Consider the following 20,808-nt stretch of genomic DNA (forward strand, 5'->3'; position numbering starts at 1 on the left):
GCCGCAAATCTAGCCAAGCGAACCGGCATCAACAATGGGACAGACGTGTGAAACTCGTACCAAGGCACGCAGACACGTCCGATTTATCGACGTAAAACATTGCCTTCGAACGACATCGCATGCGTTGCGTCAGCCGTGAAAAACGCCGTCGCTCACGCCTGCGACCGAACGCCGTGCCGGCGCAGCCGGCGATTTGCCGCGCGAGCATCCCGTGCAACGCGCATCGGGTTCGCTTCAAACGCACCGCACCAGACGTCTGCGACATTGCGACTCGTCCGCTAACCCAGCTCGACGCAAATGCGGCCACCGATCGCCGCCGGCGCGTGATCATCTTCATGCAACTGCCCGGCCCATTGTTCGTGGATTCCGTGAAATTCGAACTCGTCCAATTTCCAACCCCGCCTTTGAAAGCTACTTTTCGCCCGTTACTACGAAGGGGTACACGGGTGAACCACCGCAGACTTCCATTTTTTCGAGCACGCACCGGCCGCCATATCGCGCATTCCGCGCTGATCGCGGGCGCCGTGATACCGTGGCCGCCCGTCGCGCAAGCCGCCGGCGGCCCGCAGCATGCGAACGGCGTCAAGCTCGAGGTCGCACCGGGCGATTATTCGACGACGCAAACCGGCCAATCCGTGCTGTCCGCGACCAACGGCGGGCACCTGGCGACCACCGGCAAGACCCGTGCATTTTCAACGGGCCCCGTCGCGGCCGGCGCCGCCGCATCGGGTGCCGGCTCGCGGCTCGAACTGCGCGATACGGAAATCCGCACGCGTGGCCGCAGCAGCGTCGGCATCGACGTTCGCAACGGCGCCGCCGCTTCCGCGGAACGCTCGTCGATCGATACCGATGGCGACTACGCGCACGGGGCATACGTGTACGGCGCCGGCGGCCGGCTCCGCATCTCGGACAGCGTGATCGTGACGCGCGGCAAGGAAAGTTCCGGCATCGCGGCGAACGGCGCGTCCGGCGGCACCATCGACGTCGCCGATACGCTGATCAGGACCAGCGGCCTGCACGCGACCGGCCTGTCGATCAGTTACGACGGCGTGCGCGCGACGCTGGAGCGCACCGATATCCGCACGGACGGCGACCATGCGTCCGCGTTGTATCTGCCGAATGCCGGCGCGGTCACGTTCCGCGACTCACACCTCGAAACCGCCGGGGACGCCGCCGTCGGCATCGATACCCGCGCGGGCGCCGTTGCGCTCGCACGCACGCGCGTCGTCACGCACGGCTCCAGCGCGCACGGGCTGTACGCGTCGAAGGAGTACGCCGACACGCCTGTGATCGACGCCATCGACACGCACGTGACGACCACCGGTGCCCGCTCCATCGGCGCGATCGCACGGCTCGGCGGCAAGATTGCGATGACGCGCGGCAGCATCGAAACCCGCGGCGAACTCGGGCGCGGCGCGATGTCGTCCGGCACGGGCTCCGTCGCCACGCTCACCGACATGAGCGTCGACACGCAGGGCACGGACGCGGCCGCACTGTATGCAAGCGCCGGAGGCAGGATCGACCTGGTACGCGCAGACGCGCGCACGGCCGGCGACCGCGCATACGCGGCAAGCGTCCACGGCGGCACGCTGACCGTCGACCGCGGCTCGCTCGTCAGCGAGCGATACGGCGCGCTCGACGCGTCCGGCGCGACGATCGCACTGCGCAACGGCACGCGCGCCATCGGCGGCAACGGCACGCTGCTGTCCGTCGATGCGCAGTCGGGCGCACCCGTGCGGCTGACGCTCGGCACAGGCTCGCACGCCGACGGCGACATCGTGAACCAGCCCGCCAGCGTCGCCGGCCCGACGCCTGCGGTGACTGACGTTGCCTTGTCCGGTGCGTCCGCGTGGACCGGCGCGACCGATGCGGTGCGCGCGTTGTCGCTGGACGCGAACAGCGGCTGGACCGTCACCGCGAACTCGTCGGTCGGCTCGCTCGCGCTGAACGACTCGACGATCGCATTCGCCGACCCGGCTGCCGGCGCGCCCGTGACGCCGCGCACGCTCGTCGTGACGGGCGACTACGCCGCCCGCAACGGCAAGCTGATTCTCCATACGACGCTGCAGGACGACGCATCACCCACCGACCGGCTCGTGATCGACGGCGGCCATGCATCGGGCGACACCGGTATCGTCGTCAAGCGCACGGGCGGCGACGGTGCGCGGACGACCATCGGCATCCCGCTCGTCGAAACGCGCAATGGCGGCACGACCGACGCGGCGGCATTCACGCTCGATCCGGGATCGGACGGCTACCGCACCGGCTTCGGCACGTTGTCCGCGGGCGGCTACGACTACATGCTCGAGCGCGGCGGCCAGGGCGGCCGGGAAGACGACTGGTATCTCGTTTCCGCGGCGAAACCCGAACCGCCGCAGCCGCCGGGCCCGGTGAACCCGGACCCGCCGATCGAACCCGAAACCACGCCGCCTGCACGCACGGTGGCCCCCGAGCCCGACGCCTATCTGGCGAACGCGGATGCAGCATCGACGATGGCGGTTCACACGCTGCACCAGCGCGACGATCGCTCGCTGCGCGCCGGAGCGGCCGGCCCGCTCGACGGTGCGGTCTGGCTGCGCGCCGAAGGTCAAATGACGTCGATGTCGGGCGGCAACCGCAGCGTGTCGGGCAACGGCCGGCTGATTCATGCGGGCGCCGATCTGCTCCGCTTCGACGACGGCCGCGGCGGCACCGTGCGCGTCGGCGCAATGGGGATGTACGGCAGCCGGACGAACTGGTCGACACGTCCGCTGTGGAATCCGCTCGAGGGCCGCGTGACGAACGCCACAGCGCGCGGCAGCGTGGCCGGCTACAACGTCGGCGTGTACGGTACCTGGTACGGCAACCGCGACATCCTGTCCGGCCCGTACGTCGATGCATGGTTCATGTACGGCGCGTATGCGAACAGCGTCGGCGGCAGCCTCGCAGCCGATTCCTACCGGTCGCGCACCGTGACCGGCTCGATCGAAACCGGCTATTCGCTCCGGTTCTACGAGCGCGGCGACACGCGGTTCTTCGTCGAGCCGGAAGCGCAACTCGTCGTGTCCGACTATCGCGCCGACGCGCATCGCACCGCCGGCGGCCGTCTCGACGGCCAGGGCGCCACCGACGTGCTCACGCGGCTCGGCGTGCGCGTGCACGGCGTGACCGCGATGTCGCACGGCCGCGAACTTCGGCCGTTCATCGAAGCGAACTGGTGGCACGGCCCCGGCTCGCGCACGCTGACGCTCGACCGCAACGCGTTCTCGTTCAGCGTGCCGCGCGATCGGGCCGCCGTGCGCATCGGGGCGACCGGGCAGCTGGGCCGGCAGTTCTCGATTTCGGCAAGCGTCGGCGTCGAAGGGAATCTGTCCGACTACTCGGTGGTGACCGGCCAGCTGTCGGCGAAATACCGCTGGTGACGCCAGCGGCGCCCGCAGCCGCCGAGCGTGAAATCCTCCGCTGGCGGAATTCCGCTATACTTTGCCGACTGCCGCCCGGATGGCGGCAGGTCGGAAGCGCGCCGATTTGCTGACTCGATTGCGGGCGCGCGAACCGGCCGGGGCGTTGATGTTGCGTTCGTCCCGGCGGTTCACTACAAATGCGGCTAAAGAGGTCGTCAGCCGCGCACCTTCGCCTCCGCGCATCGCCGACACCGTTTAGCCGCCCAGTCATCAAGGCGGAACGAATGGAATCGATCGGCATCGTCGCTCCACAGACCATGCACTTCGCCGAACCGCTGCGCTTGCAAAGCGGCAGCGTGCTCGGCAACTATCAGCTCGTCGTCGAGACGTACGGCGAACTCAATGCCGCGCGCTCGAACGCGGTGCTCGTCTGCCACGCGCTGAACGCGTCGCATCACGTCGCCGGCGTCTACGCGGACGATCCGCGCAGCACCGGCTGGTGGGACAACATGGTCGGCCCCGGCAAGCCGCTCGACACGAACCGCTTCTTCGTGATCGGCGTGAACAACCTGGGCTCGTGCTTCGGCTCGACCGGCCCGATGAGCATCGATCCGTCCACAGGCAAGCCGTACGGCGCAAAGTTTCCGGTAGTCACCGTCGAGGACTGGGTGCATGCGCAGGCGCGCGTCGCCGACGCGTTCGGCATCGAGCGCTTCGCGGCCGTGATGGGCGGCAGCCTCGGCGGGATGCAGGCGCTCGCGTGGAGCCTGATGTACCCGGAGCGCGTCGCGCACTGCATCGACATCGCATCGACGCCCAAGCTGTCCGCGCAGAACATCGCGTTCAACGAGGTTGCGCGCTCGGCGATCCTGTCCGATCCCGACTTCCACGGCGGCGACTATTACGCGCACGGCGTGAAGCCGAAGCGCGGCCTGCGCGTCGCGCGGATGATCGGCCACATCACGTACCTGTCCGACGACGACATGGCCGAGAAGTTCGGCCGCGCGCTGCGCCGCGCGGACGGCGCGCTCGATGCGTACAACTTCAGCTTCGACGTCGAGTTCGAGGTCGAGTCGTACCTGCGCTACCAGGGCGACAAGTTCGCCGACTACTTCGACGCGAACACGTACCTGCTGATCACGCGTGCGCTCGACTACTTCGATCCGGCGAAAGCTTTCGACGGCAACCTGACGGCCGCGCTCGCGCACACGCAGGCGAAATACCTGATCGCGAGCTTCTCGACCGACTGGCGCTTCGCGCCGGCGCGCTCGCGCGAGATCGTGAAGGCGCTGCTCGACAACAAGCGCACGGTGAGCTACGCGGAGATCGACGCGCCGCACGGCCACGACGCATTCCTGCTCGACGACGCGCGCTATCACAACCTGATCCGCGCCTATTACGAACGCATCGCCAGCGAGGTGGGCGCATGAACCAGCAAGCGCTGAATTCCCTTTCCGCACGCGCGGACTTCCGTGCCATTGCCCGCTGGGTCGAACCGCGCGCGACCGTGCTCGACCTCGGCTGCGGCGACGGCTCGCTGCTGTCGCTGCTGATGGAAGAACTCGACGTGACCGGCTACGGGATCGAGCTGAACGACGCGGGCGTGCTCGCGAGCGCGAAGAACGGGATCAACGTGATCCAGCAGAACCTCGAGGATGGGCTGCGCCTGTTCGAGGATCACAGCTTCGATTTCGCGATCCTGTCGCAAACGCTTCAGACGATCCACCAGACGGCCGCGATCCTGCGCGAAACCGCGCGCGTCGGGCGCGAGTGCATCGTGTCGTTCCCGAACTTCGGCTACTGGGCGCACCGGCTGTCGGTGCTGCGCGGCCGGATGCCGGTGTCGAAGTCGCTGCCTTACCAGTGGCACAACACGCCGAACGTCCGCGTGCTGACGATCAAGGATTTCGAGGCGCTCGCGCCGGAAGTCGGCGTGACGATCCTCGACCGCATCGTGCTGCACGAAGGGCAGCCGATTCGATGGGGAGCGAACTGGCGTGGTAGTCTTGCTGTCTACCGCGTCAAGCGCAGCTGAGCCGGGGCCGTTGACGGATGATCCGGCCCACACACGCGTGTGGCCGCCCGCCTGCGCCATCCCGCGCCGCCTGCGCTGCCGCCGCAATCCGTCAACGCTACCCAGTTCCTGTCCATGTCGAAAACGCCACACGAGGCGCCCGCACTCACCGCTCACGAGGATCACCCCGGCTGGCGCGCCTATCTGAACACGCACATGCTGATCTGCGTGTTCCTGGGCTTCACGTCCGGGCTGCCGCTCTTCACGCTCGTCTACCTCGTGCAGGCATGGCTGCGCTCCGAGGGCGTGAACCTGAAGGAAATCGGCCTGTTCGCGCTGATCCAGTTCCCGTATACGTGGAAGTTCCTGTGGGCGCCGCTGATGGACCGCTACATCCCGCGCCTGCCCGGCTGGCGGCCGGGCCGCCGGCGCGGCTGGCTGCTGCTCACGCAGGTGCTGGTCGCCGGTGCGATCGCCGCGCTCGGCTTCGTGTCGCCGCGCGACTCGATCTGGACGGTCGCCGCGCTCACGACGCTCGTCGCGTTCTTCGGCGCGAGCGCCGACATCGTGATCGACGCGTATCGCCGCGAACTGCTGCGCGACACCGAGCAGGGCCTCGGCAACGCGGTGCACGTGAACGCGTACAAGCTCGCCGCGCTGATCCCCGGCTCGCTCGCGCTGATCCTGTCCGACCACCTGCCGTGGGACGCCGTGTTCGCGATCACCGGCGCGTTCATGCTGCCGGGCATCCTGATGACGCTCGTCGTGCGCGAACCCGAAGTGGTCGGCGCGCCGCCGCGCAACCTGCGCGACGCGATCGTGCTGCCGTTCCGCGAATTCATCCAGCGCGACGGCTGGGCCGGCGCGCTGCTCGTCATCGCATTCATCTTCCTGTTCAAGATCGGCGACACGATGGCGACCACGCTGTCGACGTCGTTCTTCCTCGACATCGGCTTCAGCCGCACCGAGATCGGCATCGTCGCGAAAACCACCGCGCTCGTCGCGAGCGTCGCGGGCGGCATCATCGGCGGCGTGTGGCTCGTGAAGATCGGGATCGGCCGCGGGCTGTGGATCTTCGGCGCACTGCAAATGGTGTCGACGCTCGGCTTCGCATGGCTCGCCCATCTCGGCCCCGGCTCGCCGGTGCTCGCATTGCTGTACGACTTCACGGTGTCGACGAGCCACGCGATCGCGGCCGGACTGTCGGTGTTCGGCATCGCGGTCGCGCCGCAGTTCAGCCCCATGACGGTCGCGCTCGCGATCGTCTACGGCTTCGAAACGTTCACGACCGGCCTGACGATGGCCGCGTTCGTCGCGTATATCGCGAGCACGACCGATCCGCGCTACACGGCCACGCAATTCGCGCTGTTCACGAGCCTCGCGTCGGTGCCGCGCACGCTCGCGTCGGCCGCGAGCGGCTTCATCGTCGCGAAGATCGGCTGGTTCGACTACTTCATCGTGTGCACCGCGCTCGCGATCCCCGGCATGCTGCTGCTATTCAAGATCGCGCCGTGGAACGGTGTCGCGCGCAATGGCGAGGCCAGCCGTGCGCAGTGATCGGCCGCATCGGCTGACACGCGCCGCCGTCGCGCTGAGCGTCGGGATCGCGACGCTCGTCATCGCGGCGAGCGCACATGCGTCGTCCGACGCGAGCGGCACGACGACCGGCTCCGCACCGGCCGTGCCGCCTACGCCGTCGGCCGCCGTTCCGCAGTCGGCTGCCGAAGCCGCGCAGCCGACTGGCGGGGCCGTGTCCGCAAAAGCCTATACGCCGGCGTCGCAACAGGTCCGCTACGGCAATGCGATCGCGTTCCGCACGCTGATCCCGTCGCCGCTGCTCGAGCAGCTGACCGCGAGCGAATACGCGCAGATCGTGCAGACGGCCACCGAAAGCGACCGCCTGCTGCCCGCGAACCAGCCGCGCGTGAAGCGGCTGCGCACGATCGTGATGAAGCTCGCACCGTATTCGGTGAAGTGGAACGATCGCGTGAAGAGCTGGGCGTGGGACGTCAACGCGATCCGCTCGCGCGACATCCGCGTCACGTGCCTGCCGGGCGGCAAGGTGCTGGTATACGGCGGGCTGCTCGATCGCGTCCGGCTGAACGACGACGAGCTCGGCGTGCTGCTCGCGCACGGCATCGCGCATGCGCTGCGCGAACACGCGCGCAGCAATTTCAGCGTGGCGTCGCAGACTTCGTTGCGCGCGGCTACGCTGCCGCCGCTGTTCGGCGTCGGCGATCCGCTGCCGCAGGCGCTGAACCTCGGGGCGCGCCTGCAGACGCTGCGCTACGACCCGACCGACGAAACCGAAGCCGACGTGATCGGCGGCGACATCGCCGCGCGCGCCGGCTTCGACCCGCGTGCGGCGATCACGCTGTGGGACAAGCTCGCGGCGGCCACGCGCGCGAACAAGACGTCGGGCTTCATCTACATGCATCCGTACGGCGCGACGCGGCGGCAGGATCTGCTGAACCGCCTGCCGGACCTGATGCCGCTGTATGCGAAAGCGATCGGCAAGCGGGTCGACACGCTGCCCGACTACGCGGGCATCAGCGCGCAACGGCGCAAGATCGTGCGGCGCTGAGCGTCGCAGCCCGCACCGTCGCCGGCCTACGCGCCGACCGGCGAATCGACCGGCCGCGTGCCGTTCTCACGCATCGAGCGCACTTCATCGCCAGGGCTGCGGCCGAACAGCCGCTTGAACTCGCGGCTGAACTGCGACGCGCTCGCATAGCCGACCCGCGCGGCGGCCGCGCCCGCACCGACACCGTCCTGCACCATCATCAGCCGCGCCTGATGCAGGCGCGCGGCCTTCACGTATTGCATCGGCGACGTCGCCGTCACGTGCTTGAACTGCGCGTGAAACACCGCGACGCTCATCCCGGCCTCGCGCGCGAGCGTCTCGACGTCGAGATCGGCCTTCAGGTCCGCATGGATGCGCCGCAGCGCCTTCGCGATGCGGCCGAAATGATGCTGCTGGACGAGCGCCGCGCGAATCGCGTCGCCCTGCGCGCCGGTCAGCACGCGGTACGCGATCTCGCGCATGATCGCGGGCCCGAGCACGCGCGTGTCGTGCGGCGACGCGAGCGCCTCGAGCAGGCGCACCACCGCGTCGGCGAGCGGCGCATCGAGCGGCGTCGAATAGACGCCGTGCGGCTCGCTGACCGCGGCGCCGAGCGTCTCGTCGAGCAGGATCGCGAGCTCCGCGATCACCGCGAGATCGACGCGGATCGAGATCGCGAGAAACGGCTCGTCCATGCTCGCGAAGGTTTCGCACTCGAACGGCAGCGGCACCGACAGCACCAGATACTGCTGCGCGTCGTAGACGAACGAGCGGTCGCCGAGATAACCGAGCTTGCGGCCCTGGCACACGACGATGATGCTCGGTTCGTACAGCACCGGCATGCGCGGCGCCGGACGGCTCACGCGAATGAAGCGCACGCCGTCGAGCGCCGCGAGCGTATCGCCTTCGTTCGGCGCGAGACGCGAATGCAGCTCGATCATGCGGCGCCGCACACGGTCGCCCGAGTCGTCGAAAAGGGGCTGGAAGCTCATCGGCGTCGTCCTGTCCTGCAAGAGAATCTGGCTCGCAATGTAGCACCTTGAAAGCGTTTTGACGGCCGTTCGCGCGCAATTCGAGAGGAATAGGCAAATCTTCGAGATGTTCGTGTATTTCGCCCCGGCGGCTCGCTCCTTACGATGGGCACCTGTCTCGCCGCATCGCCACAAGGTGCGGCGGCAGTCTGTTTCGCCGGATGTCTTTCCCGGACAAGGAGCCCCCAGCATGAGCACTACTTACGCTTACGCGGCGACCGACGCACGCTCGCCGCTCGCCCCGTTCGAATTCCAGCGCCGCGCGCTGCGCGACCTCGACGTCCAGATCGACGTGCTGTATTGCGGCGTCTGCCACTCGGACCTGCACCAGGCCCGCAACGAATGGCGCAACACGATCTACCCGGTCGTGCCGGGCCATGAAATCGTCGGCCGCGTGACCGCGACCGGCCCGCAAGTGTCGCGCTTCAAGGTCGGCGAGCTGGTCGGCGTCGGCTGCCTCGTCGATTCGTGCCGCACCTGCGCGAGCTGCGCGGAAGGCCTCGAGCAGTATTGCGAGAACGGCTTCGTCGGCACCTACAACGGTCAGGATCGCGTGACCGGCGACGTCACGTACGGCGGCTATTCGACGCAGCTCGTCGTCGACGAGGCATTCGTGCTGCGCGTGCCCGACACGCTCGATCCGGCCGGCGCCGCGCCGCTGCTGTGCGCGGGGATCACGACCTATTCGCCGCTGCGGCAATGGAACGTCGGGCCGGGCCAGAAGGTCGGGATCGTCGGTCTCGGCGGCCTCGGCCACATGGGCGTGAAGCTCGCGCGCGCGATGGGTGCGCACGTGGTGCTGTTCACGACGTCGCCGTCGAAGATCGAGGACGGCAAGCGGCTCGGCGCGCATGAAGTGGTGATCTCGAAGGACGAAGCGCAGATGAACGCGCATCTGAACAGCTTCGACTTCATCCTGAACACGGTCGCCGCGCAGCACGACCTGAACCCGTTCCTGCATCTGCTGAAGCGCGACGGCACGATGACGCTCGTCGGCGCACCGGAGCACGATCACCCGTCGCCGCAGGTGTTCAACCTGATCTTCAAGCGCCGCCGCCTCGCGGGCTCGCTGATCGGCGGGATCGCTGAAACACAGGAGATGCTCGACTTCTGCGCGGAGCACCGGATTACGTCCGATATCGAGGTGATCCCGATGCAGCAGATCAATGCCGCTTACGAACGGATGCTGAAGAGCGACGTGAAGTACCGGTTCGTGATCGACATGGCGTCGCTCAAGCAGTAAGCCGGTAACGCGGCAAGCGGCGTCCCCGGACGAAACGGGCCGCATGTTCGGCATGCGGCCCGTTCCTCATCCGGCGGCCGGATTGCACGGCCGCGGCGATTACTTCTTGTAGTCGTAATCGACCGTCAGCGGCGCGTGATCGCTGAACTTGATGTCCTTGAAGATCGACGTGCTTTTCGCGGTGCCGGCGACGCCCGGCGTCGCGATCTGGTAATCGATCCGCCACCCGACGTTCTTCGCGTACGCCTGACCGCGGTTGCTCCACCACGTGTACTGCTCGGGGCGCGGGTCGAGCGTGCGGAACACGTCGACGTACCCGACCTCGTCGAACAGCTGCGTGAGCCACGCGCGCTCTTCCGGCAGGCAGCCCGAGTTCTTCTGGTTGCTCTTCCAGTTCTTGATGTCGATCTCCTTGTGGACGATGTTCACGTCGCCGCACAGGATCACCTCGCGCTTCTTCTTCAGCTCGGCGAGGTGCGGCATGAATTCGTCCATGAAGCGGTACTTCGCCTGCTGGCGCTCTTCGCCGCTCGAGCCGGACGGCAGGTACACCGACACGACCGACAGCTTGCCGTAGCGCGCCTCGACGTAGCGCCCCTCCGGGTCGAATTCGCTGCTGCCGAATCCGATGATCACGTCATCGGGCTCGTGGCGGCTGTACAGGCCCGCGCCGCTGTAGCCCTTCTTCTCCGCGTGATGGAAATAGCTCCTGAAGCCGTGCGGCTCGACGAATTCGACCGGCAAATCGTCGGCCGACACCTTGATTTCCTGCACGCATACGCAATCGGCGTTCTGTTCGCCGAGCCATTCGAAGAAGCCCTTCTTCGCGGCCGAGCGGATGCCGTTCAGGTTGGCGGTAATCACTCGCATCATGTCGGGTTCCGTTGTTCAGTTCAGTTCAATGCAGAATTCAATGCAGTTCTGTTCGATGCGCGTCGCGGCATCGCAGCCTAGCGGATCTTCACGCCTTCGAGTTCCGGCTTCGGCGGCGGGAACTCGAGCTTCATGTCGGTCATCGCGCGCAGAAGCAGCTCGGCGATCATCACGTTGCGATGGGTCTTCGAGTTCGCCGGAATCACGTACCACGGCGCATGCTCGGCCGACGTCGCGGCGAGCGCGTCGCGATACGCCGACTGATACGCATCCCAATGCTTGCGCGCGTCGAGATCGGCGATGTCGAATTTCCAGTGCTTGGTCGGATCGTCGATGCGCGCCTGCAGCCGCTCGCGCTGCTCGTCCTTCGAGATGTGCAGGAAGCACTTGATGATCGTCGTGCCGTTCTCCGCGAGCATCGTCTCGAAATCGCGGATCTGCCGGTAGCGGCGCTCGCACTCCTTGTCGCTGATCAGGCCGAGCACGCGCGGCACCAGCACGTCTTCATAGTGGCTGCGGTTGAAGATCGCGAGCTCGCCCGCAGCCGGCGCCTGCGCGTGCACGCGCCACAGGAAGTCGTGCGCGGCCTCGATCGGCGTCGGCGCCTTGAACGGCACGATACGCAGGCCGAGCGGATCGACGTCGCGGAACACCGCGCGCACGGTGCCGTCCTTGCCGCTCGTGTCCATCCCCTGCAGCACGAGCAGCACGCGCTTCTTCTGCTGCGTGTGCAGGCGCTCCTGCTGGACGTCGAGCTCCGTCGACACGGCGGTGAGCCGCTCGCGGTCGGCCTCCTTCGATCCGGACGAAAACGGCTTCGCGCCCGGGTCGAACGCATCGAGCGTGAATGCGGCAGCTTCCTTCTCGCGCGTGCTGAACGGCACGCGGAAATCGTCGAGCGACGGTTGTTTCGCCATTCGTTCCTCCGTTGGACGGTGCGATGCACACGTACACACGATACCGCATGCACCAAAGCGACGGGCCGCCCCGAACAGGTTCGGCGGCGGCCCGTGCTCGCGCGCGGTTCAGGCGCGCGGCCATGATCAGCCGAGCTTCTTCTTCAGCAGCTCGTTGACCTGCTGCGGGTTCGCCTTGCCCTTGGTCGCCTTCATCGCCTGGCCGATCAGCGCGTTGAACGCCTTTTCCTTGCCCGCTCGGAATTCCTCGACCGACTTCGCGTTCGCCGCGAGCACCTCGTCGATGATCGCTTCCAGCGCGCCGGTGTCGGAGATCTGCTTCAGGCCCTTCGCGTCGATGATGCGGTCGGCCGCGCCGTCGTCGGTCGCCTTCTCGTCCCACATCGTCGCGAAAATCTCCTTCGCGATCTTGTTCGAGATCGTGCCGTCGGCGATGCGCTGCAGCAGCAGCGCGAGCTGCGCGGCCGAGACGGGAATCGCGTCGATTTCGATGCCGTCGCGGTTCAACTGCGACGATACGTCGCCCATCAGCCAGTTCGCGGCGATCTTCGCGTTCGCGGCGCCGGCCTTCGCGACGACCGCCTCGAAGTACGCGGCCATCGCCTTGCTCGACGTGAGGACGCCGGCATCGTACGCGGACACGCCGTACTGCTCGACGAAGCGCTGCTGCATCGCGGCCGGCAGTTCCGGCATCCCGGCCTGCACGCGCTCGATCCAGTCCTGGCCGATCACGAGCGGCATCAGGTCCGGATCGGGGAAGTAGCGGTAGTCGTGCGCGTCTTCCTTGCTGCGCATCGAGCGCGTCTCGCGCTTGTCCGGATCGTACAGGCGCGTTTCCTGCACGACTTCGCCGCCGTCCTCGATCAGCTCGATCTGGCGGCGCACTTCGTAGTTGATCGCTTCCTCGAGGAACCGGAACGAGTTCAGGTTCTTGATCTCGGCGCGCGTGCCGAACTTTTCCTGTCCGACCGGCCGCACCGACACGTTCGCGTCGCAGCGGAACGAGCCTTCCTGCATGTTGCCGTCGCAGATGCCGAGCCACACGACGAGCGCGTGCAGCGCCTTCGCGTACGCGACGGCCTCGGCCGCGCTGCGCATTTCCGGCTCGGTGACGATCTCGAGCAGCGGCGTGCCTGCGCGGTTCAGGTCGATCCCGGTCATCCCGGCGAAGTCTTCATGCAGCGACTTGCCCGCATCTTCCTCGAGGTGCGCACGCGTCAGGTTGACGGTCTTCTCGTACGCGGGCTTGCCGGCCTTTTCGTTCGCGGGCACCTGGATCGTGATCTGGCCGCCCTGCACGACCGGAATCTCGTACTGGCTGATCTGATAGCCCTTCGGCAGGTCGGGGTAGAAATAATTCTTGCGCGCGAAGATGCTGCGCGGCGCGATGGTCGAGCCGATCGCGAGGCCGAAGCGGATCGCCCGCTCGACCGCGCCGCGGTTCAGCACCGGCAGCACGCCCGGCAGCGCCAGATCGACCGGGCACGCCTGCGTGTTCGGCTCGGCACCGAACTGCGTCGATGCGCCCGAGAAAATCTTCGAGACGGTCGACAGCTGCGCGTGCGTCTCGAGGCCGATAACGACTTCCCACTGAGTAGCCATATGCTTACACCCCTGCCGGAACTTGCTTGTGCCAGTCGGTCGCGCGCTGGAACGCGTCGGCGACCTGCAGCATCCGGGCTTCGTTGAAATAGTTGCCGATGATCTGCAGGCCGACCGGGCGCTTCGCGTTCGCGCCGGCGCCGAAGCCGCACGGTACGCTCATGCCGGGCAGACCGGCGAGGCTCACCGACAGCGTGTAGATATCGGCGAGATACATCTGCACCGGATCGTCGCCCTTCGCGCCGAGATCCCATGCGACCGTCGGCGACGCCGGGCCCATGATCACGTCGCAGGACTTGAACGCTTCCTGGAAATCGTTCGCGATGATGCGGCGGATCTTCTGCGCCTGCAGGTAGTACGCGTCGTAGTAGCCGTGCGACAGCACGTACGTGCCGACGAGGATCCGGCGCTTCACTTCGGGCCCGAAGCCTTCGGCACGCGACTTCTTGTACATGTCGAGCAGGTCGCCGTACTGCGCGGCGCGGTGGCCGAAGCGCACGCCGTCGAAGCGCGACAGGTTCGACGACGCCTCGGCCGGCGCGATCACGTAGTACACGGGAATCGACAGCTCCGTCTTCGGCAGCGACACCGGCACGAGCGTCGCGCCGAGCGCTTCATATTGCTTGAGCGCCGCGTCGATCGCCGCGCGCACGTCGTCGGCGAGGCCGTCGCCGAAATACTCGTTCGGCAGGCCGATGCGCAGCCCCGCGAGCGGCTTGCCGGCGTCGTTGCCGGGCGCCCACGGCTGGCCGAGGTGGCGCGTGAAGTCTTCGTCGTCGCGCTCGAGGCTCGTCGAGTCGCGCTCGTCGAAGCCGGCCATCGCGTTCAGCAGCAGCGCGCAGTCGGACGCGCTCTGCGCCATCGGGCCGCCCTGGTCGAGCGACGACGCGAACGCGATCATCCCGTAGCGCGACACGCGGCCGTAGGTCGGCTTGATGCCCGTCACGCCCGCGAACGACGCAGGCTGGCGGATCGAGCCGCCGGTGTCGGTGCCGGTCGCGGCCGGCGCGAGGCGCGCGGCGACGGCGGCCGAGCTGCCGCCCGAGCTGCCGCCCGGCACCGCGTTCGTGTCCCACGGGTTCTTCACCGCGCCGAACGCGGAGTTCTCGTTCGACGAGCCCATCGCGAACTCGTCCATGTTGGTCTTGCCGAGCGTGACCATGCCGGCCGCCTGCAGACGCGCGACGACGGTCGCGTCGAACGGGCTCTCGTAGTTCGCGAGCATCTTCGAGCCGGCGGTCGAACGCCAGCCGCGCGTGACGAAGACATCCTTGTGCGCGATCGGCAGGCCGGTCAGCGCACCGCCCGCGCCGCGCGCGAGTTCGGCGTCGGCGGCCTTCGCCTGCGCGAGAGTGAGATCGGCGTCGACGTGGACGAACGCGTTCAGGTCGCGTGCCGCATCGATCCGTTTCAGGTAGAGCTGCGCGAGCTCGACGGCCGAGCATTCCTTGGCGGCGAGCGCGGCGCGCAATTCGGTCAGGCTTTTTGCGTGCATTGAGTGGTTTTCCTGGGAATTCTGGGTGGCGCGCGGCGCTGGACGGCCGGCGCGCTGGTCATCGAACGCTTACTCGATCACCTTCGGCACGAGATAGAGGCCGTCCTGGACGGCCGGCGCCGGACGCTGGTTGTCGTCTCGATTGACGACTTCCGTCACGGCGTCGTCGCGCAGGCGCTGCGCGACTTCCTGGATCTGTTCGATCGGGTGGGCGAGCGGCGCGATGCCGGCGGTGTCGACCGCCTGCATCTGCTCGACGAGGCCGAAGAATTCGTTCAGCTGGCCGAGCGTATGCTCGGCGTCGGCGTCGGCCATTTCGAGTCGCGCCAGATGCGCGATGCGTTTCACATCGGTCAGGGTCAGGGCCATGCGATCACCGGAAAAACAAGACTGCGCAGCGCATCGAAAGCAGCGCTGCGGCGGGGGGTTGGAGGGTGCGATCCCACCCTCAAAAATCGGGGCCGAAGCGGCAAAAATACCGCCCGTTTCGATTCAAATACCGAGAAATTATAAGGTATCATTACGCGTTCGACCCAAACCCGGCAGCCTTTTCCCGCACCGTTTCGCCCTGTTCCGGCAAAGCCGTGCGTGCTTCGTGCGATCCCCGGTAGACATCACTCGCAGCTTCGTGCGCCGCGGCGGCCGCTTCCGCCACGTTTCCCGAGGCTGTTATTTTTTCCGCTGCCGCCCTCAGCGCTCGCTATGCAGGGCCGGCCCAGAGCGAAACAGGATTCTGAATGTTCGGTTTTTTGCGCAGCTACTTCTCCAACGATCTCGCGATCGACCTCGGCACCGCAAACACCCTGATCTACATGCGCGGCAAAGGCATCGTGCTCGATGAGCCGTCCGTCGTGTCGATTCGCCAGGAAGGCGGCCCCAACGGCAAGAAGACGATCCAGGCGGTCGGCAAGGAAGCCAAGCAGATGCTCGGCAAGGTGCCGGGCAACATCGAGGCGATCCGCCCGATGAAGGACGGCGTGATCGCCGACTTCACCGTCACCGAGCAGATGATCAAGCAGTTCATCAAGACGGCGCACGAGTCGCGCATGTTCTCGCCGTCGCCGCGCATCATCATCTGCGTGCCGTGCGGCTCGACCCAGGTCGAGCGCCGCGCGATCAAGGAAGCCGCGCACGGCGCCGGCGCGTCGCAGGTCTACCTGATCGAGGAGCCGATGGCGGCCGCGATCGGCGCGGGCCTGCCGGTGTCGGAAGCCACCGGCTCGATGGTCGTCGACATCGGCGGCGGCACGACCGAAGTCGGCGTGATCTCGCTCGGCGGCATCGTCTACAAAGGCTCGGTGCGTGTGGGCGGCGACAAGTTCGACGAAGCGATCGTCAACTACATCCGCCGCAACTACGGGATGCTGATCGGCGAGCAAACCGCCGAGGCGATCAAGAAGGAAATCGGCTCCGCGTTCCCGGGCTCCGAAGTCAAGGAAATGGAAGTGAAGGGCCGCAACCTGTCGGAAGGCATTCCGCGCAGCTTCACGATCTCCAGCAACGAAATCCTCGAAGCGCTGACCGATCCGCTGAACCAGATCGTGTCGTCGGTGAAGATCGCCCTCGAGCAGACGCCGCCGGAACTCGGCGCCGACATCGCCGAGCGCGGGATGATGCTGACGGGCGGCGGCGCGCTGCTGCGCGACCTCGATCGCCTGCTCGCGGAAGAAACCGGCCTGCCGGTGCTCGTCGCCGAAGATCCGCTGACCTGCGTCGTACGCGGTTCGGGCATGGCGCTCGAGCGCATGGACAAGCTGGGCAGCATCTTCTCGTACGAGTGATCGCCGAGTGATCGCCTAAGCAGTCCCGTTTGATATGACGCACCCGCGGCGTGGCCGGCTCGCTCGTTCAGAACGAACCGCCACGCCGTTTGCGCGTCTGAGCATTATTTAACCGATCACCACGCGCCCGGCGCCGACCATGGAATACAGTCCGCCGCCCCTCTTCAAGCAAGGTCCGCCCGCGCTCGCGCGGCTCATCTTCTTCGTCGCCCTCGCCATCGCGCTTCTCGTATCGGACGCGCGCTTCAGCACGCTCGAAATCGTCCGCGGCGTGCTCGGCACGGTGCTGTATCCGCTGCAACGCGCGGCGCTCGTGCCGCGCGACCTGTTCATGGGCGCAGCCGACATCGCCGTCACCGGCGCGTCGCTGCGCCATGAAAACGATGCGCTGCGCAAGCGCAACCTGCAGCTGTCCACGCAGGCCAACCAGGCCGCGGTGCTCGCGCAGGAGAACACCCATCTGCGCGCTGTGCTCGAGCTGCGCCAGCACATCGCGACGCAGTCGACGCCGGTCGAGATCCAGTACGACACGAGCGATCCGTTCACGCAGAAGATCGTGATCGGGCAAGGTTCGCAGCAAGGCATCCAGAACGGCGCGCCGGTCGTCAGCGAGGACGGCGTGGTCGGTCAGGTCACGCGCGTGTTCCCGCTGCAGGCCGAGGTCACGCTGATCACCGACCGCGATCTCGCGATTCCGGTGCAGGTGCTGCGCACCGGGCTGCGCAGCGTGATCTACGGCACGCCGAAGGGCGACTCGCTGGATCTGCGCTTCGTGCCGACGAGCTCGGACCTCGTCGCGGGCGACGAGCTCGTCACGAGCGGCCTCGACGGCGTCTATCCGCCGGGGCTGCCGGTCGCGAAGGTCGTGCACGTCGACAAGCTCGCCGATACCGCATTCGCGCGCGTCACGTGCGCGCCGGTCGCCGCCGTGCGCGGCGCGCGCCAGATGCTCGTGCTGCATTACCAGAACGACGTCCCGCCGCGACCGGCCGAGCCCGACCCGGCCGCCGACAAGAACGCGAAGGGCAAGAAGGGCGCCAAGGCCGCCGCGAAGGGTGAAAAAGGCGATAAAGCCGACAAGGCCGATGCGAATGCGAAGCCGGCCGCCGCGGCCGCGCAGGGTGCGAAACCCGCGTCGGCTGCGCCGGCCGCACCGGCCAGGCCCGCCGCCGCGAACGCGAAGCCCGCGGCCGGGCAATCAGGAGCCCAGTGATGAACCGCCCGCAATACATCCTGCAGCCGGTCAATCCGTACTTCATCGTCTTCAGTCTCGCCGCCGCGTTCCTGCTGAACCTGATGCCGTGGGGCCGCCTGCCCGGCGTGCCCGACTTCGTCGCGCTCGTGCTGCTGTTCTGGAACATCCACCAGCCGCGCAAGGTCGGCATGGGCGTCGCGTTCGCGCTCGGCATCCTGATGGACGTGCATGACGCAGGGCTGCTCGGCGAGCATGCGCTCGCCTATACGCTGCTGTCGTACGGCGCGATCACGATCCACCGCCGCGTGCTGTGGATGCCGATCGGCGTGCAGGTGCTGTACGTCACGCCGCTGCTCGTCGGCGCGCAGCTGGTGCCGTTCCTGATCCGCCTCATGATGGGCGCAGCGTTTCCCGGCTGGCGCTATCTGGTGGACGGCTTCGTCGAGGCCGCGCTGTGGCCGATCGCGAGCCACCTGCTGCTGATGCCGCAACGACGCCCGGTCGACCCGGACGATACGCGCCCCATCTGAGCCGGGCCGACCTTGAATACCCGCCGCCCTGACGCCCGCCGCACTCCGGGGCTATGTAATAGACCCTAGCGCATGACCGAATTCAACGACACCCAACAGCAGCTCTCGAAGTTCCGCCTGCGCGTCGCGGCGGCGGGCGTGTTCGTGTTCGTCTGCTTCGGGCTGCTCGCGAGCCGCTTCTTCTACCTGCAGCTGATGCAGCACGGCAAATACGCGCTGCAGGCCGAGGAAAACCGCATCTCGGTCGCGCCGATCGTGCCGAACCGCGGGATCATCACCGACCGCAACGGCGTCGTGCTCGCGAAGAACTACTCGGCGTACACGCTCGAGATCACGCCGTCGAAGCTCGACGACACGCTCGACAACACGATCGACAAGCTGTCCGAGATCATCCCGATCGACGCACGCGACCGCCGCCGGTTCAAGAAGCTGCAGGAAGACTCGAAGAACTTCGAGAGCCTGCCGATCCGCACGCGCCTCACCGACGCGGAAGTCGCGCGCTTCACCGCTCAGCGCTTCCGCTTCCCCGGCGTCGACGTGCGCGCGCGGCTGTTCCGCCAGTACCCGCTCGGCATGACCGCCGCGCACGTGATCGGCTACATCGGCCGGATCTCGAAGCGCGACCAGGATCGCATCGACGCGATGAGCGACGACAACGACAGCGATCAGGAACACTACGATCCGCGCCGCGACGCGAACAACTACAAGGGCACCGACTACATCGGCAAGATCGGCGTCGAGCAGAGCTACGAAACCGAGCTGCACGGCCTCACGGGCTTCGAGGAAGTCGAGGTGACGGCCGGCGGCCGGCCGGTGCGCACGCTGTCGCGCACGCAGGCGACGCCCGGCAACAACCTCGTGCTGTCGCTCGACATCGGGCTGCAGCAGGTCGCGGAGCAGGCGTTCGCCGGCAAGCGCGGCGCGCTCGTCGCGATCGAGCCGAAGACGGGCGACGTGCTTGCGTTCGTGTCGTCGCCGAGCTTCGACCCGAACTCGTTCGTCGACGGCATCGACCAGCAGACCTGGGACGAGCTGAACAACTCGCCGGACAAGCCGCTCTTGAACCGCCCGCTGCACGGCACCTACCCGCCCGGCTCGACGTACAAGCCGTTCATGGCGCTGGCCGGCCTGACGCTCGGCAAGCGTTCGCCCGGCTGGGGCTTCCAGGATCCCGGCTACTTCACGTTCGGCGGCCACACGTTCCGCAACGACGTGCGCTCGGGCCAGGGCTGGGTCGACATGAACAAGGCGATCATGGTGTCGAACGACACCTACTTCTACATGCTCGCGCGCGACCTCGGCGTGAACGCGATCGCGAACTTCATGAAGCCGTTCGGCTTCGGCCAGATCACCGGCATCGACATCCAGGGCGAGGCGCGCGGGATCCTGCCGTCGACCGACTGGAAGAAGAAGGCGTTCAAGAAGGCCGCGCAGCAGAAGTGGTTCGACGGCGAGACGATCAGCCTCGGGATCGGCCAGGGCTACAACTCGTTCACGATCCTGCAGCTCGCGCACGCGACCGCGACGCTCGCGAACAACGGCGTCGTGATGAAGCCGCACCTCGTGAAGGAAGTCGAGGATCCGATCACGCGCGCGCGCCATCTGACGGTGCCGAAGGAAAGCGACGTGATTCCGCTGAAACAGGCCGACATCGACGTCGTGAAGCGCGGGATGGAAAACGTGATCGAGAACCCGTCCGGCACCGCGTACAAGGTGTTCCGCGGCACGCAGTATCTCGCGGCCGGCAAGACCGGCACCGCGCAGGTGTTCTCGCTGCAGGGCTCGAACTACAAGGGCCATCTGCTCGCCGAGCACCTGCGCGACCACGCGCTGTTCATCGCATACGCGCCGGTCGACCATCCGCAGATCGCGCTCGCGCTGGTCGTCGAGAACGGCGGCTGGGGCGCGCAGGCCGCAGGCCCGATCGCACGGCGCGTGCTCGACTATTACCTCGTCGAGCGCCAGAACCCGAAGAACGAGGCCGCGGCGGTGGCCGCCGCCGCGTCCGCGACCGAACCGGTGAGCGCACCGGTGATCGGCGACGCGGTGAAGCCCGCCACCGTCGCGGCCGGCTTCACCGCGCTGCCGCAGCCGGTCGTGCCGACCGCGGCCAGCGCGGCGGACGCTGCGTCGGCTGCGTCCGCACCCGATGCGTCGGGCACGGCAGCCGCGAGCGCGGCG

The 20,808-nt window shown here is 67.3% G+C and carries 16 protein-coding genes; 10 read left to right on the forward strand and 6 right to left on the reverse strand.

All coding sequences use genetic code 11. The features are described from left to right. Window positions 1–446: 446 nt before the first annotated feature. From BSE24067_RS29050 to BSE24067_RS29070, 5 genes are all read left to right on the forward strand, one after another. The gene (locus tag BSE24067_RS29050; protein WP_151064535.1) at window positions 447–3,401 is read left to right on the forward strand and encodes an autotransporter family protein; all 2,955 of its coding nucleotides are present in this window, start codon (window positions 447–449) and stop codon (window positions 3,399–3,401) included. 266 nt (window positions 3,402–3,667) lie between these two features. Beyond that, window positions 3,668–4,813 (forward strand): homoserine O-succinyltransferase MetX, encoded by a 1,146-nt coding sequence (gene metX / locus BSE24067_RS29055; protein WP_151064536.1) that lies wholly within the window; start codon window positions 3,668–3,670, stop codon window positions 4,811–4,813. After that, window positions 4,810–5,418, forward strand: coding sequence for a methionine biosynthesis protein MetW (gene metW, locus BSE24067_RS29060; protein ID WP_040142505.1), 609 nt, complete (start codon window positions 4,810–4,812; stop codon window positions 5,416–5,418). The genes metX and metW overlap by 4 nt, the downstream gene beginning before the upstream one ends. Before the next feature lie 114 nt (window positions 5,419–5,532). After that, on the forward strand, window positions 5,533–6,954 hold the full coding sequence (locus tag BSE24067_RS29065) for an AmpG family muropeptide MFS transporter (protein ID WP_151064537.1): 1,422 nt from the start codon (window positions 5,533–5,535) through the stop codon (window positions 6,952–6,954). Continuing rightward, window positions 6,944–7,981: a M48 family metallopeptidase gene (locus BSE24067_RS29070; RefSeq protein ID WP_151064538.1), complete on the forward strand. Its 1,038-nt coding sequence runs from the start codon at window positions 6,944–6,946 to the stop codon at window positions 7,979–7,981. Before BSE24067_RS29065 ends, BSE24067_RS29070 begins: the two co-directional genes overlap by 11 nt. Window positions 7,982–8,007: 26 nt before the next feature. Here BSE24067_RS29070 and BSE24067_RS29075 read toward each other — a convergent pair whose 3' ends face one another. Next, on the reverse strand, window positions 8,008–8,952 hold the full coding sequence (locus tag BSE24067_RS29075; protein ID WP_151064539.1) for an AraC family transcriptional regulator: 945 nt from the start codon (window positions 8,950–8,952) through the stop codon (window positions 8,008–8,010). 229 nt (window positions 8,953–9,181) lie between these two features. Between BSE24067_RS29075 and BSE24067_RS29080 the strand changes: the two genes are divergently transcribed. After that, window positions 9,182–10,234, forward strand: a complete 1,053-nt coding sequence (locus BSE24067_RS29080) for an NAD(P)-dependent alcohol dehydrogenase (protein WP_151064540.1) — start codon at window positions 9,182–9,184, stop codon at window positions 10,232–10,234. Window positions 10,235–10,333: 99 nt separating this feature from the next. Here the strand turns inward: BSE24067_RS29080 and BSE24067_RS29085 are convergent, their stop codons facing one another. The 5 genes from BSE24067_RS29085 to gatC form a co-directional block, all read right to left on the reverse strand. After that, a complete protein-coding gene (locus BSE24067_RS29085; protein ID WP_151064541.1) occupies window positions 10,334–11,107 on the reverse strand; it encodes an exodeoxyribonuclease III in 774 nt (257 codons plus the stop codon). Window positions 11,108–11,184: 77 nt separating this feature from the next. After that, a complete protein-coding gene (locus BSE24067_RS29090) occupies window positions 11,185–12,024 on the reverse strand; it encodes a polyphosphate kinase 2 family protein (protein WP_151064542.1) in 840 nt (279 codons plus the stop codon). Window positions 12,025–12,150: 126 nt separating this feature from the next. Continuing rightward, window positions 12,151–13,626, reverse strand: coding sequence for an Asp-tRNA(Asn)/Glu-tRNA(Gln) amidotransferase subunit GatB (gatB, locus tag BSE24067_RS29095; protein ID WP_151064543.1), 1,476 nt, complete (start codon window positions 13,624–13,626; stop codon window positions 12,151–12,153). A gap of 4 nt (window positions 13,627–13,630) precedes the next feature. Beyond that, on the reverse strand, window positions 13,631–15,121 hold the full coding sequence (gene gatA / locus BSE24067_RS29100) for an Asp-tRNA(Asn)/Glu-tRNA(Gln) amidotransferase subunit GatA (RefSeq protein ID WP_060102881.1): 1,491 nt from the start codon (window positions 15,119–15,121) through the stop codon (window positions 13,631–13,633). Between the two features lie 69 nt (window positions 15,122–15,190). Beyond that, window positions 15,191–15,490 (reverse strand): Asp-tRNA(Asn)/Glu-tRNA(Gln) amidotransferase subunit GatC, encoded by a 300-nt coding sequence (gene gatC / locus BSE24067_RS29105; RefSeq protein ID WP_006407213.1) that lies wholly within the window; start codon window positions 15,488–15,490, stop codon window positions 15,191–15,193. 368 nt (window positions 15,491–15,858) lie between these two features. Between gatC and BSE24067_RS29110 the strand changes: the two genes are divergently transcribed. The 4 genes from BSE24067_RS29110 to mrdA all read left to right on the forward strand — a co-directional run. Beyond that, window positions 15,859–16,902 (forward strand): rod shape-determining protein, encoded by a 1,044-nt coding sequence (locus BSE24067_RS29110; protein ID WP_004189550.1) that lies wholly within the window; start codon window positions 15,859–15,861, stop codon window positions 16,900–16,902. A 139-nt stretch (window positions 16,903–17,041) separates the two neighbouring features. Then, on the forward strand, window positions 17,042–18,115 hold the full coding sequence (mreC, locus tag BSE24067_RS29115; protein WP_151064544.1) for a rod shape-determining protein MreC: 1,074 nt from the start codon (window positions 17,042–17,044) through the stop codon (window positions 18,113–18,115). Further along, window positions 18,115–18,627: a rod shape-determining protein MreD gene (mreD, locus tag BSE24067_RS29120; protein ID WP_151064545.1), complete on the forward strand. Its 513-nt coding sequence runs from the start codon at window positions 18,115–18,117 to the stop codon at window positions 18,625–18,627. Before mreC ends, mreD begins: the two co-directional genes overlap by 1 nt. A gap of 72 nt (window positions 18,628–18,699) precedes the next feature. Next, a partial coding sequence (gene mrdA / locus BSE24067_RS29125; RefSeq protein ID WP_174904941.1) for a penicillin-binding protein 2 occupies window positions 18,700–20,808 on the forward strand: 2,109 nt, incomplete at its 3' end.

The sequence above is a fragment of the Burkholderia latens genome, assembly GCF_902499045.1.
Taxonomy (GTDB): domain Bacteria; phylum Pseudomonadota; class Gammaproteobacteria; order Burkholderiales; family Burkholderiaceae; genus Burkholderia; species Burkholderia latens.